Genomic DNA, 13708 nt, shown 5'->3' with positions numbered 1-13708 from the left:
CGCCCGAAGGTCTGTGTGAAGATGCGGATCAGTGTCCATATGTGGCCGTTTCCTGCCCGACGCTGAGCGGCGGCACGCGACCCGATCGGCGTTTCAGTGGCGACTCATGCCCCCTCAGAAAGGCAAATCGTCGTCATCGGTGGCTTGGGGCAGCGCGCCTGCTGGCAAAGGAAGGTTGGTTACGACAAGCAGATTCAGGCGTGGGGCGTGACCGCAACGCGGCCAGGCCGGGTATGTCAGTTGTGCGTGAAACGAACCATGAGGGCCGTCAAGGCTGTACTACCGACAACGCCATTATCGGCGAAGAATCGATGGGCTCCCTCCCGTGGGCTGCCGGACCGCGACGAGGCGCCCCCCACATGCGCGCACACGAAATGCAACGAATACCGGGCGTTTCGACAAAGTGCGGAATCATGCTTGTCGACGGATGCAACGCTACGCCAAATCACCGACGGGACGGTTCTCAGGTGCAAAATCATGCGTGCCTGTCGCTGCAAAGATATGGTTTAAGTCTCAGGTGCGGGCCTTCAAACTGCGCGAGAGATGGCTTCGTTCGAACCGCCCTGCCGATGGTAGCTTTCGCAAAAGGCCAGGACGTGACCCACATTCGACGTCATGTTCAAAGATCGTCGACGCCGATCCCCAACTCCGCCGCCATGCGCCGCACGACGGCCTGAAGCCGGCTCACTTCGTCGGCAAGCCGCTTCTGCTCGGCCTTCACCGCCTCGAACGCGGACAATGGCACCGCGTCGTCCTCGACACCAGGCTGCGCCAGCTCGCTCGCGCTCACTTCGCCGCACAGCAGATGCGTCCAGCGATTCTCACGCTCGCCCGGCGTGCGGGCCAGCTTCACGACCCGTGGCGGATCGTTGGCGGCCAGTTCATCGAGAAACGCCTCGACCGACGAGATGTCGGCAAAGCCGTGCAGACGCGCGCTGTTCAGGCGCAATTCGGCGGCGGTCTGCGGGCCGCGCAGCAGCAAGGTGGTCAGCAACGCCGCCGACTGGCTCGGCAAGCCGAGCACGCGATTCAGGTTGTGCTCGAAGCGCGGCACGCGGCTGCTGCTGCCTTCCATCACGAGGCTCAGTCGCTTCAAGCCATCGACGGCGGTCAGCACCTCGGCCTCGGTCGCGTTCATCACCGGCGCGCGACCGGTTTTCTGATTGCAGCCCAGCGTCAGCGCGTTCAGCGAAAGCGGATAACTGTCCGGCACGGTGTGCTGCTTTTCGACGAGCACGCCGAGCACGCGCCCTTCAAGCAAGGTCAACGCGCGGATCGAAGGACGGGAGGAAGCGTCGGGAGTGGAGTTCATAAATGATGTTGCGGCATGAGTCGCCGGGTCTCGTGGATGATGTGCGTTACCGTTGCACAACCGGGCGGCGCGTTCTGGTTTGTGGCCACTATGATAAACGGCCCGGGCCGTCGCGGTGGAATTCTCACGCGTGACGCGAAGCCCGCTGCGAGCGAAGCGTTCCGGCGTGGCACGGTGCTGCCCTCGTTGCGCGCGGGTGGACTCGGGCTGTTCGTCGCGCGCCAGGGCGCTGCGATCGCCGGCACTGTGCAACTGGACTACGACACGTGCTTATTCATTTTGCGGCGACGAACGGCGTGCGCCGATCCGTCCTGCTAACGAGCCAAGCGCCGCTCGAGGCAATTCTTCGACCGAAAGCGCCCACAGCGAATACGCAACGCTGCGCTGGAACAACGAACTGACAGCAGCGCGAAGCTCGCCCCTCTATTGCCCTTTCCTTTACTCAGCGAAAAGGTCCGGACCGAATACCTCGTAGTGAATGCGGGCTTCGTGGATGTCGAGATTCCTTAGCGCGTCGTGCTGCATGCGCATAAAGGGAATCGGCCCGCAGATGTAGTAATCGGCGTCGGGCAGCAGGATCGAGTCCTTGATCCGATCGACGTCGACAAGCCCCGCGTGATCGTAGTCACGGCCCTGAACATCCGCGGGCAGCGGCTCGTTATAAAACACCACGAGATGGAGATTGGCACGCGCGGCGCCAATCGCGCGCAGCCGGTCGCGCATCGCATGCACCGCACTATTGCGCGCGCCGTGCACGAATACCACCTGCCTCTGCGGGTCCTGTACCGCCCTCTTGAGCATGCTGACCATCGGTGTCAGCCCCACGCCGCCGCTGATCAGCACGATCGGCGTCCGGGCGTTCACATCAATATGGAAGTTGCCGTATGGCGCGGTCAGCTTGACCTCGTCGCCGACATTGACTTGATCGTGCAGCAGGCAGGAAACGAATCCCGGCGGGTGCGAACCGCCGCTTTCGCGTTTGACTGAAATGCGGTAGCTGCGTCCGTTCGGCATGTCCGACAGGCTGTATTGCCGGATTTGCTGCAGACCCAAAGCGGGCACGTTCATCGCAACACTGATGTATTGCCCGGGTTCGAAGTTTGCGACGGGGCCGCCGTCGGCAGGTTCGAGGATGAACGAGGTGATGACGCTGCTTTCCGGACGCTTCTCGCGAACGACAAACGTGCGCCAGCCGGTCCAGCCACCCAGCTTCTCGGCAGAAACTTCATACAACGCGCTTTCCATGCCCATCAGGGCATCGGCCAGATTGCCGTAGGCCTGTGCCCAGGCCGAAATGATGTCGTCGGTGGCCGCGCTTCCGAGCACCTCCCGGATCGCGCCGAGCAGGTGCTCGCCGACGATTGGATAGTGCTCCGGCAGCACGCCGAGGCTCGCATGCTTGCTGGCGATGTTCTTCAGCACCGCCGTCAGGCTCGAAGGATCCTCGATATTTTCTGCGTACGCGTAGACGGCACGCGCGAGAGCCTGCTGCTGCTGCCCTTGCTCCTGATGCGCCATGTTGAAGACGTTCTTCAGTTCAGGGTGGGCTTCGAACAGGCGCTCGTAAAAGCGCAGGATGATGGGGTAACCGCGTTCGGCCAGAACGGGCGCGGTGGCCTTCACAATATCCTTCGTTCTCTGGGTCAACATAGCCGCCTCCTTTTCACACTGGGGTAAGCACGTCCACTCGCCTCAAGTCTATACAACGGCATGCCTGATGACATCGGGCCGGAACAGCCTGAGCGCGTGCGCGGTCATTGCGCGTGGGACGCCTTTGTGGCCTCGCACGGCGGATCGTTCTAAACTGCGTAATCGACGTGCAAGGCCACTCCCGCTCGGCTACCTCATCATGGCGCACATCTTCTTCGCTGCTTCGATTCAACGGCATGTCGCAACGCCCGAGCGCGAGATCGACGCGCGCACGCTCGCAGAAGCGCTCGACGCCGTCTTTGTCGAGCAACCTCGGCTGCGCGGCTACATCCTTGACGATCAGGGCTCACTGCGAAGGCATCTCGCCGTGTTTGTCGACGGCCGGCGGGTGCGCGACCGGCAACATCTGTCCGATGCGCTCGGCGAGGCAAGCCGGGTTTACGTCATACAGTCGCTGTCGGGCGGATAAGCAGGTTCCACTCGTACTCCAGGAGACACTCCACATGAGCGATCGATTGCTGGTTGCAACCCGCAAGGGATTGTTCGTTCTACAAGCCGGTGGCGAGGGTGGCTGGACCCTCGGTGAGCCGCATTTCGTCGGCGAGCCGGTGAGCATGGTGCTGCCTGATCCGCGCGACGGATCGCTGTATGCGGCACTCAATCTCGGCCACTTCGGCGTGAAGCTGCATCGCCGGCGCGCGGGCATGACGGATTGGCAAGAGTGCGCGGTCCCCGTCTACCCGCCGCAGCCTGCCGGCGAGACGTGTACCGGCGACGGCGCGAATCCGAGCGCGGACAATGCGAGCGCGGCCGCGCCCAGCCCGCCGACGCCCTGGACGCTTCAGCAAATCTGGTCGCTCGAAACCGGCGGCCCGGACGAGCCGGGCGTACTGTGGGCCGGCACGATTCCCGGTGGGCTGTTCCGTTCTGACGATGGTGGCGACACATGGGTGCTCAACCGCGCGCTGTGGGATCGCCCGGAGCGCGGCGAATGGCTCGGAGGCGGCTACGATGCGCCGGGCGTCCATTCCGTGATGGTCGATCCGCGCGACAGCCGGCACGTGACGATCGGCGTGTCGTGCGGCGGCGTCTGGCAAACCGCTGACGGCGGCGCGAGCTGGCGCGTGAGTGCCGAGGGCATGGAGGCCGACTACATGCCGCCGGAGCGGCGCGGCGACCCGAACGTGCAAGACCCGCACCGCGTCGTGCAATGCGCGGCAAACCCGGATGTGCTGTGGACGCAGCATCACTGCGCGATCTTCCGCTCGACCGACGGCGCTGCCCACTGGCAACGGATCGAAGCGCAGCCATCCAGTTTCGGCTTTGCGGTTGCCGTGCACCCGCGCGAGCCGGACACCGCGTGGTTCGTGCCCGCTGCGAAAGACCAGTACCGCATCCCGGTAGACGGCCAGTTCGTCGTCACGCGCACACGCGACGGCGGCCGCACGTTCGAGCGTTTCTCGAACGGGTTGCCGCCCACACCGGCGTATGACCTCGTGTATCGGCACGGGCTCGCTGTAGATGACTCGGGCACGCGCCTCGCGATGGGGTCGACCACTGGCGCGCTATGGACGTCCGACGATGGCGGCGAAAGCTGGCATCTGGTTTCAGCGCATTTGCCGCCGGTATATTGCGTTCGGTTCGGATGAGGGCGCGGCGCCCTTCCACTGATTCGAGACTTTTACCAGCGCTGGTGGACCTGAGGCGCTATATGGCGCTCATAGACTTCACGCACGCGCTGCATCGCCTCACCGGACAGTGGATAGTGTAGCCAAAACAGCCTCGCCGCATCGAACCACCTAAAGCCAGAGCAGGCGCGAGCCTCCAGAGGCGCAACACCGGGTACAGGCCTCACAACTCGAACACCCGTCCCGCGTCGAGGCGATGCGGGTCGAAACGGTGCAGCGCGGTGTTGAGTTCCCGCATGATCTGCGCCGCGTGCACCGGCTTCAGATGCGAAATCAGCAATTCGGCATCGAACCGGACATCGTGTAAATCCGCGGCGAGCAGGCTCGGACAGTAATGCTGCGCCGCGACCGCCGTCGCGCGATGCGCGTCCGGGAACGCCGTCTCGACGATCACATGACGCAGCCGCGGCATCGCGCTGACAATCGCCCAGAACACCGGATTCGTGGTCGTATCGCCGCTGAAAACAAGGCTGCCCGCACCGCTATCCACCGCGTATCCCGCCGCGGGCACGACATGCTGCGCGGGCAGCGCGGTTAGCGTTCGTCCGCGCAGGCTCATGCTGTGACCGACTTCGAGCGCGGCAAACTGCACGGCCGGCGCCGCGGCCGACGGGATGACCGTGAAGTCCGGCCAGATCAGGTTGTTGAACAGGTGCGCGTGAAGGATGTCGAGCGTGACTTGCGGCGCGTGCACGGTCAACGGCTGCGTACGGTATTCGGCGGCGGCGTCGACCATGAGCGGCAGGAACGCGGTGTGATCCAGATGCGAATGCGTGATGAACACATGATCGATGTGGGCCAGCTCGGCGTCGCTCAGTTCGCCGACGCCGGTGCCCGCGTCGATCAGAATGTCGTCGTCCACCAGCAGCGACGTGGTGCCGCCGCCGACGCCGCAAATCGCGCCGCTACAGCCGAGAATGCGCACTTTCATGCTACGTCCTATTTGGTGCCGAAGGTCGTGATGCCATCCCAATCCGTGGCCGGCCGACTCTCGCGTAACGCCATGATGCGCTCCTGATAGACCCTGTAAAGAGCGCATTGCGGATGCTGCGCGATCAGCGCATCCAGCAGCGCTGCCGCCGCGTCCCAGTCGTGCGACCGGTAGCGTTCCAGCGCCGCATGCCAGCGCGCGAGTTCGTCGCGCGGCGCGGCGCCGGCCTGCGCCCATGCTCCGCTGGACATCAGCGGCTCGAACAGCGCGACCGGCGTAGTGCGCCCGCCACCCGCACGCGGTCGATTTCCCGGAACACGACTGCGCTCACACGCTCGCGGGTCGCCTCGCCGACGATCACGTCCACCTTGTAATGCCGCGTGAGCCCTTCGAGACGCGCCGCGACGTTCACCGCGTCGCCGAGCACCGTATAAGCCTTGCGCACGGCCGAGCCCATATCGCCGACCGTCATCGGCCCCGTGTTGATGCCGATGCCGATCGACAACGTCGGCCAGCCGCGCGCCTCCAGCGTGCGGTTCAACTCGACGAGCGCCGTGCGCATATCGAGCGCGGCGGTAACGGCATGGCGCGCGTGCTCGCTGTCGTCGACGGGCGCGCCCCAGAATGCCATGATCGCGTCGCCCATGTGTTTGTCGAGCGTGCCGCGCTGCTGGCGGATCGCCGCCGTCATCGTGCCGAGGTATTCGTTCATCAGCAGCGCGAGCTGCTCGGGTTCCAGCGTTTCGGCAATCGCGGTGAAACCCAGCACGTCGCAGAACAGCACGGTCAGCTCGGCCCGCCGGCCGGTCATGCTGTAGCTTTCCGGGTTCCGGCTCATCTCCTCGACCAGTTCGGGCGGCACGTATTGACCGAACAGCTTCGCGAACTTGCGCTTCGCGCCCGACTCCACGAAATACGCATAAGACATGTTCAGCACGAACAAGGTGCCGATCGCAATCAGCAGCGCGGCGATCGGCAGCGCCCAGGAACCGTAGCGCCATAGCGCGATGTCGGCACCCACCACCGCGAGCGCCGCGAGCGCGCTCAGCAAAAGATCTTATCTCCCGATTTGAAACTCGCCCTGAAGACGCGTACTTCCTGCTTCTCGCCTGTCGCCTTCGAAGGCACGTCGATGGAGATTGCGCGCGACGTTTTCGAAACGAATACCCCCATCCAGCCCGGTTTGCATCGCCGCCGGCGCCGACGCTGTGGCGTTGGCTAATTCGCGGTGCACCGGGAGCGCAAAGATTGACATGGGTCGTCGCCGCGACGGCTCGGAGTCGGCGACGCCCCCCGGCTTATCCGTCGCCATCGTACTTCGGCAAGTCGTCGCTTATGACGAGGCCGGGAAATGCGCTGGCGCACCAGATATGCCGTGACGGCTGGATCAGTGCCGGAAAGTCCAGCGTTGCATAGTTCAGTTCAACGTAGCGGGGCGAGTGGGATTCCCGGTACTCGAGCTGAGTACCGCACGTTGGGCAAAAGCGCCGCTCGCCCCAAGGGCTCGATTTGTACACGCACGGTTCGCCGCGGGTGTATTCGAATGCGTCGATCGCCACAACGGCCCAGGCGATGAGCGGCGCACCGGTCGTCTTCTGGCAAATACGGCAATGGCAGAAGCCCGCGTCCTCGGGAAGCGCGCTGACCCGATAGCGGATCGAACCACATGCGCAGCCTCCTTCCAAAACCTGCTCGTCGGTCATGTTCGAGTCGTCCTTTCAGGTTCTATTCACATGCTGGAAAGCGCCGCCTTTGCACCGCGCACACCAGAAGTGGTCGTCGGAAGCTGACGCGAAGCCTGGTGGAGAGCGGACGTCCCAGCGGCTACGCGGCGCCCGCCCCGCGCTCCGCGTGTGCCAACGCCAGCGCCAGCCTTGCCCCCACCTCGGCATTGTGTTTCACGAGCGCGATGTTGGTCGCGAGGCTGCGTCCACCCGTCAGCGCCTTGATGCGAGCCAGCAGGTAGGGTGTCACGGCCTTGCCGGTGATTCCTTGCGCCGTGGCTTCGGCGAGCGCCTGCCGGGTTAGCGCGTCGATCTCTTCGAACGCCATCGCTGCCGCTTCAGGCACCGGGGTGCTCAATACGACACCGCCCACGAGACCCAGGTCCCACTTGGTGCGGATGAAGCGTGCCTGCCGCGCCGCGTCGTCCAGCCTGAAGTCCGCGCGAAAGCCGCTGTCGCGCGTGTAGAACGCAGCGAAATTGTCTTGCTCGCAACTGAGCACCGGCACGCCGTGCGTTTCCAGGTATTCCAGCGTGAGCCCAATGTCCAGGATGGACTTCGCACCGGCACAGACCACCGCCACCGAGGTCTTCGCCAGTTCCTGCAGGTCGGCCGAGATGTCGAAGGTTTGCGGCGCGCCCCGATGCACGCCGCCGATGCCTCCGGTGACAAAGACCTCGATGCCGGCGAGGGCGGCACAGATCATCGTGCCGGCCACCGTGGTGGCGCCGAGCCCGCCGCCGGCCAGCACGGCCGGCAGGTCGCGGCGGCTGACCTTGTGTACCTGGTCCGAGCGGCCAAGCAGTTCCAGCTCGTCGTCGGTCAGGCCGATGTGGATTCGCCCGCCGATCAGCGCGATAGTCGCAGGCTCGGCGCCCAGGTCTCGGATCAAGGCCTCCACTTCGCGCGCCGTGCGAACGTTCTCCGGATAGGGCATGCCGTGGGCGATGATGGTCGATTCCAGCGCCACGAGCGGGCGGCCGGCGGCCTGTGCAGCGGCCACCGGCGCGCTGCAGGTCAGCCAGGAGTGTGCAAGGTCGGGAACCATGTCGATGCCTTCGGCGGTGTGATTCACAAGTATGCAGCACGACGCTGGTCCACGGTTCGTTGTGCAAGCGCAGCGGGCCGTGCTCTTCAGCCTGACGAAACGCATGGACATCGGCGGTGGCGAATGCGCGCTAAACTGGGTGCGCTACGCAAAAGGTCGATAGATCGGGCTCAAGGCGATGAAATTCACCCGGATGATGTTCCGTCTCACCGTCGCGTGCCTGATCGTGTTCGCCGGAGCCGCCATCTTGCAGGATCGTTTTCTCTACTTCCCCGAGAAGGCCGCTATCGAGGATGTCACTTCCGGCGGCCTTCGCGCGTGGCCGACACCTGAGGCGTTCCGGGGCCTCGTGGCCGAGCCGGCGGGATCCGCACGCGCCACTGTGATCGTCTTTCATGGCAATGCAGGACATGCCGGACACCGCGCGTTCTATGCCGCGGCGCTCACCCGGCTCGGGCTGCGCGTGATTCTCGCCGAATATCCCGGCTACGGGCCGCGCGACGGCGCGCCAGGCGAGGCGAGTCTGGTCGCCGATGCCCAACAGACCATCGCGCTCGCGCATCGCCTCTATGGCGCGCCGCTGCTGCTCATCGGCGAATCGCTCGGGGCCGGCGTGGCGGCCGCGGCCGGCTCGCGTGAACGCGACGAGATCGCTGGCTTGATGCTCATCACGCCATGGGACCGGCTCGAGCACGTCGCCGCTTACCACTATCCGTGGCTGCCCGTGAAGTGGCTGCTGCGCGACCGCTACGACAGCGTGACCCACCTGGCGTCGTTCGGCCGCCCTGTCCTCGTCGTGGTTGCGCAACGCGACAGCATCGTCCCCGCGCGCTTCGGCGAAGCGCTCTACAACTCGCTGGCCGAACCGAGACGACTGATGGTGGTGAACGCGGCTGAACATAACGACTGGATTGGCCGTGTCGACGAAACCTGGTGGCGCGAGGCGATCGGCTTCCTGCTCGCGCCTTCGCATTGAACGATGAAAGCACGCCCGGTCCCGTCCAGCGGGGAACGCTTCTATATCCTCGACGCGAAGAACAGGCCTGTCGAGGTGTTCGATCGCGACGAGTGGTCGCGTTGGATGACCGAGAACGAACTGATCTTTCGCCGCACGCTGCTGGACGAATCCGGTGTGACGGTCACGACCCGCTTCCGGGGTGTGTCCGAACCGAAAACCGGGGAGGCTTCGCTGTTCGTCACGCGCATCGCCGGAATGGAAGCACGCGACAACAAGAGCTACGGAGCACGTACGGTCGATGAGGCACTGGAGCAGCATGAGCGCATCGTGCAGAAAATCCTCCGGATGCTGACCGGGCGGTGATCGCAAAAGGAAGTCGGCGGAACTCGTGGCACCACCCATTGTGGCGGCCAGGCATTCGTCCCGTCCGGGCAGTCGGCAGGGATGATAGATTCAAGATCGCGCCAGGCGCATCCAGAACCATGGGAGAGCCCTATGCTGCGGACATACCGCGGAGGTTGCCATTGCCAATCGAACACACTAACGCAATACCGGGACAAAAACCCGGTAGCCCATCAGAGGCCGCGATAATCGTCGGGATATGCGAAGAGGCAAATTTCTTTTTCATCGTGATATTTCTTAAAAAATAGATCATCCGACGGATTGCGGATGCTGCGACAGGGTTTTAATGCGCCGCACGGCTGAAAAGAACGCGCGGCATTTTCCTCAACCGTGCCATCACGTTGTACGACGACCGTAGTCGGCCCGACAATGGAGACAACAACGTTTTGTCGAATTCAGGATGGGACATCAATATGGCAAACCACCAGTCTGTTTATCGGGCAATGTCGCGATAACGATGGTCATGGAACTCGCGACCGCCAATCGCGGCCTTCCCGGTTCTTTCCAGTACCTGTGGCAGCAATTTGTCATTTACCCGGCACAGTGTTCACTTCCTTCGACAACCGCCACGAGCAATATCCTTCAGATCTGCTAGTGTTCTTCAATCAGCGTCTCTTCCGTGGAGAACCCATGCCAACCGCCCGCTCCGCCAGGCGCAAGCCAGCCAGCGCCGGCAGGGCGACCGGCACCGCCGCCACGCGCCTGAGCGACGCGCAAATCGCCGCGGAAGCAACCCGCCGCCTCGCGTGGGACGCCGCCGTGCCGGAACACACCGTCAAGGTGACCGTCGCACGTGGCCGCGTCACGCTGCTCGGTGAATTGCAACGCGATCAGCAACGAAGCGCGGCACTGGAAGACGTCACGCGCCTGTTCGGCGTCACTGGCGTCTCGGATCGCATTGTCGTCAAAGCGAAATAGCGTCAGCCCGCATCCGCTTGCAGCAGCGCCCGCCAATGCCTCGCAATCCGCTTTGCCGCTTCGGTGTGAAGCGCCCGTGCCGAGTGCGCGCCAGCATCCTCGCTCAGTTCTTCCACGTCCAGTTGCGGATCTCTTCCTTATCGATGCCCTCGGCATGCGCATAGGCAAGATGCTCGATGACCTGCCCGCGCAGCCACTCCTTCGTATGATCGCCGACGCCGCGCAACGCCGGCACGCGATCGATCACGTCGATCGCCAGCGAGAAACGGTCGACCTGATTGACGATCGCCAGTTCGAGCGGCGTGTTGATGTTGCCTTTCTCCTGATAGCCATGCACGTGCATGTTTTCGTGATTCGCGCGGTTATAGGTCAGCTTGTGCACGAGCGCCGCATACGAGTGGAAGTTGAAGATCACCGGCTTGCTGGTGGTGAACAGCGAATCGAAATCGCGATCGGACAGCCCGTGCGGATGCGCATGCTCGGGCATCAGCCGGAACAGATCGACCACGTTGACGAAACGGATCTTCAGCGAGGCAAAGCGCTCCTTCAGAATCTGCACGGCGGCGAGCGCTTCCATCGTCGCGATGTCGCCCGCGCAGGCGATCACCACGTCCGGCTCGACGCCCTGATCGGTCGACGCCCAGTCCCAGATGCCGATGCCCTTCGTGCAATGCGTGACGGCCGCGTCCATGTCGAGATACTGCAGATGCGGCTGCTTGTCGGAGACGATCACGTTCACGTAATCGCGCGAACACAGGCAGTGATCGGCGACGCTCAGCAGGCAGTTCGCATCCGGCGGCAGATAGATGCGCACCACGTCCGGGCTCTTGTTGGTGACGACATCGAGAAACCCCGGGTCCTGATGCGTGAAGCCGTTGTGATCCTGACGCCAGACCAGCGACGTGATCAGCAGGTTGAGCGACGGCACCGGTTGCCGCCAGTCCAGATCGCGTTTGGCTTTCTCCAGCCATTTGGCGTGCTGGTTGAACATCGAGTCGATCACGTGGACGAACGCTTCATACGTCGCAAACAGACCGTGGCGGCCGGTCAGCACGTAACCTTCGAACCAGCCTTCGAGCGTATGTTCGCTGAGCATCTCCATCACGCGGCCGTCGGGCGACAGTTCGCCGCCGTCCGCGTCGCCTGGCTCGGTGTCGGCGAGCCAGGTTTTCCGCGACGTTTGATAGATCGCGTTGAGCTTGTTGCTCGCGGTTTCGTCGGGACCGAACACGCGGAAGTTCGTCATGTTGTTGCGCATCACGTCGCGCAAGAACGTGCCGAGCACGCCGGTCGGCGACGTGTACGATCTGGCGGGTTTCTTCACCGTCACCGCATAGTCGCGAAACGGCGGCATATCGAGCCTCTTGCACAGCAGGCCGCCGTTCGCATGCGGATTGGCGCTGATGCGGCGCGCGCCGGCGGGCGCGAGTTCGCGCAGTTCTTCGACCAGACGCCCGGCTTCGTCGAACAGCGACTCGGGCCCATAGCTGCGCAGCCAGTCTTCGACCTGTTTCAGGCTCTTGCTGTTGGTGACCGGATCGAGCACCGGCACCTGATGCGCGCGCCACGAGCCTTCCACCTTGTGGCCGTCGACCTCCTTCGGACCTGTCCAGCCTTTCGGCGAACGCAGCACGATCATCGGCCAGCGCGGCCGCGACGGGTCGTTGTTCGCACGCGCGTGCTGCTGGATCGCGCGGATTTCGCCGATGCACTGTTCGAGTGTCGCGGCCATCTGCTGATGCATCGTGTCCGGATCGTCGCCTTCGACGAAATACGGCTTGTGGCCGTAGCCGCTCAGCAACGCTTCGAGCTCCTCGCGGGGAATTCGCGCGAGGATCGTCGGATTGGCGATCTTGTAGCCGTTCAGATGCAGAACCGGCAGCACCGCGCCATCGCGAATCGGGTTGAGGAATTTGTTCGAGTGCCACGAGGTGGCGAGCGGACCGGTTTCCGCTTCGCCGTCGCCGATCATCACCGTGACGATCAACTCGGGGTTGTCGAACGCGGCGCCGTAGCCGTGCGACAGGCAATAGCCAAGCTCGCCGCCTTCGTGAATCGAGCCGGGTGTTTCAGGCGTGCAATGCGAGCCGATGCCGCCGGGAAACGAGAACTGCCGGAAGAAGCGCCGCATGCCGGCCTCGTCTTCGCTGCGGTCCGGGTAGACTTCCGAGTAGTGCCCTTCGAGATAGCAATGGGCCAGACTGGCCGGCGCGCCATGACCGGGACCGGACAGATAGATCATGTCCAGATCGAGCTTGCGGATCATCCGGTTCAGATGCACCAGCAGGAAGCTCTGCCCCGGGTCCGAGCCCCAGTGGCCCAGCAGGCGGTTCTTGATGTGCTCGGGTTTGAGCGGTTCGCGCAGCAGCGGATTGTCGCGCAGATAGATCATGCCGACCGACAGATAGTTGCACGCGCGCCAATAACCATCGATCTTGCGCAGCGTGTCGGGGTCCAGGGTTTGCGGCGGGGTGGGATGCGAGATTGCTTCGGCCATGGCGTCACTCCACGAAAAGGACTGTCTGGCAGGTTAGCGGGTGCTGCAGCGGGTGTTCGTGAGGCGGCCTCGGCGTTGAGCCAACAAGGAGACCATCCTGTCATGCACTTGACACAACGAAGGCGTAGCGGCAAACGCGTTGTGCCCAGGGAATTCCCCAGCCTTGGTGGCGGGTCGTCAGCGGGTGTGACAGGCAGCGCGCGCCATGGTTCGACGCAATCGTCCAAAGCGCGATGGGCATCAGTTTGATGGCTGCACGAGCGCCATCTTGCGCTAGACTCCCGGTGCGTCCCGATTGAATGTATTAAGCTGCTCAATCTGCGCTGCTCGAACCGAATGCGCAGCGGCGGCGCGCGTCTGACGCGTCCCGCATTCCTCGCCTCTTACTTTAACGGCCACCATGTCGAAGAAAAAACCCAGTTCCGTCAAAGTGCTCGTGACCATGGTTCTGTCGCTCGTGCTGCTGTGCGTGGGCGTCGCCATTCTGATCGGCGTGTTCGGGTTGCTGGTCAATCTGTTCGGCGCCGACTAGCGCGCCGCCGGGTGGGCGTCGTCGACGCATAATGTGTATCCTGAGCGA

14 protein-coding genes are annotated in these 13708 nt (G+C 63.7%); 6 read left to right on the top strand and 8 right to left on the bottom strand.

Annotated features, from left to right (window positions below; translation table 11 throughout):
• Positions 1 to 619 precede the first annotated feature (619 nt).
• Both HV744_RS13080 and hmpA read right to left on the bottom strand, forming a co-directional pair.
• The gene (locus HV744_RS13080; RefSeq protein WP_175149921.1) at positions 620 to 1312 is read right to left on the bottom strand and encodes a YceH family protein; all 693 of its coding nucleotides are present in this window, start codon (positions 1310 to 1312) and stop codon (positions 620 to 622) included.
• 438 nt (positions 1313 to 1750) lie between these two features.
• Positions 1751 to 2962, bottom strand: a complete 1212-nt coding sequence (hmpA, locus tag HV744_RS13075; RefSeq protein WP_175149920.1) for an NO-inducible flavohemoprotein — start codon at positions 2960 to 2962, stop codon at positions 1751 to 1753.
• 199 nt (positions 2963 to 3161) lie between these two features.
• Between hmpA and HV744_RS13070 the strand changes: the two genes are divergently transcribed.
• Positions 3162 to 3431 (top strand): MoaD/ThiS family protein, encoded by a 270-nt coding sequence (locus HV744_RS13070; RefSeq protein ID WP_175149919.1) that lies wholly within the window; start codon positions 3162 to 3164, stop codon positions 3429 to 3431.
• Positions 3432 to 3465: 34 nt separating this feature from the next.
• Complete coding sequence (locus HV744_RS13065) at positions 3466 to 4611, top strand: WD40/YVTN/BNR-like repeat-containing protein (RefSeq protein ID WP_175149918.1); 1146 nt, start codon at positions 3466 to 3468, stop codon at positions 4609 to 4611.
• Positions 4612 to 4813: 202 nt separating this feature from the next.
• Here HV744_RS13065 and HV744_RS13060 read toward each other — a convergent pair whose 3' ends face one another.
• The 5 genes from HV744_RS13060 to HV744_RS13045 form a co-directional block, all read right to left on the bottom strand.
• Positions 4814 to 5581 (bottom strand): 3',5'-cyclic-nucleotide phosphodiesterase, encoded by a 768-nt coding sequence (locus HV744_RS13060; RefSeq protein ID WP_175149917.1) that lies wholly within the window; start codon positions 5579 to 5581, stop codon positions 4814 to 4816.
• Positions 5582 to 5589: 8 nt separating this feature from the next.
• A complete protein-coding gene (locus HV744_RS37245) occupies positions 5590 to 5832 on the bottom strand; it encodes a hypothetical protein (protein WP_246279023.1) in 243 nt (80 codons plus the stop codon).
• A complete protein-coding gene (locus HV744_RS13055) occupies positions 5832 to 6632 on the bottom strand; it encodes an adenylate/guanylate cyclase domain-containing protein (RefSeq protein WP_246279022.1) in 801 nt (266 codons plus the stop codon). Before HV744_RS13055 ends, HV744_RS37245 begins: the two co-directional genes overlap by 1 nt.
• 247 nt (positions 6633 to 6879) lie before the next feature.
• Positions 6880 to 7284 (bottom strand): GFA family protein, encoded by a 405-nt coding sequence (locus tag HV744_RS13050; protein ID WP_175149916.1) that lies wholly within the window; start codon positions 7282 to 7284, stop codon positions 6880 to 6882.
• A 121-nt stretch (positions 7285 to 7405) separates the two neighbouring features.
• Positions 7406 to 8353, bottom strand: a complete 948-nt coding sequence (locus HV744_RS13045; RefSeq protein ID WP_175149957.1) for a pseudouridine-5'-phosphate glycosidase — start codon at positions 8351 to 8353, stop codon at positions 7406 to 7408.
• Positions 8354 to 8531: 178 nt separating this feature from the next.
• Between HV744_RS13045 and HV744_RS13040 the strand changes: the two genes are divergently transcribed.
• The 3 genes from HV744_RS13040 (at position 8532) to HV744_RS13030 (ending at position 10631) form a co-directional block, all read left to right on the top strand.
• Complete coding sequence (locus tag HV744_RS13040; protein WP_175149915.1) at positions 8532 to 9329, top strand: alpha/beta hydrolase; 798 nt, start codon at positions 8532 to 8534, stop codon at positions 9327 to 9329.
• Positions 9330 to 9332: 3 nt separating this feature from the next.
• Entirely contained in the window at positions 9333 to 9674 is a 342-nt protein-coding gene (locus HV744_RS13035) for a hypothetical protein (protein ID WP_175149914.1), read from the top strand.
• A 669-nt stretch (positions 9675 to 10343) separates the two neighbouring features.
• A complete protein-coding gene (locus HV744_RS13030; RefSeq protein WP_175149913.1) occupies positions 10344 to 10631 on the top strand; it encodes a BON domain-containing protein in 288 nt (95 codons plus the stop codon).
• Positions 10632 to 10734: 103 nt separating this feature from the next.
• Here the strand turns inward: HV744_RS13030 and HV744_RS13025 are convergent, their stop codons facing one another.
• Entirely contained in the window at positions 10735 to 13128 is a 2394-nt protein-coding gene (locus HV744_RS13025; RefSeq protein ID WP_175149912.1) for a phosphoketolase family protein, read from the bottom strand.
• Between the two features lie 400 nt (positions 13129 to 13528).
• Between HV744_RS13025 and HV744_RS37980 the strand changes: the two genes are divergently transcribed.
• Positions 13529 to 13660 (top strand): hypothetical protein, encoded by a 132-nt coding sequence (locus HV744_RS37980; RefSeq protein ID WP_281363640.1) that lies wholly within the window; start codon positions 13529 to 13531, stop codon positions 13658 to 13660.
• Positions 13661 to 13708 lie beyond the last annotated feature (48 nt).

The sequence above is a fragment of the Paraburkholderia ultramafica genome (assembly GCF_902859915.1).
Taxonomy (GTDB): domain Bacteria; phylum Pseudomonadota; class Gammaproteobacteria; order Burkholderiales; family Burkholderiaceae; genus Paraburkholderia; species Paraburkholderia ultramafica.
The sequence above is the reverse complement of the archived record's forward strand: the minus strand, read 5'-3'. Positions and strand labels throughout refer to the sequence as shown.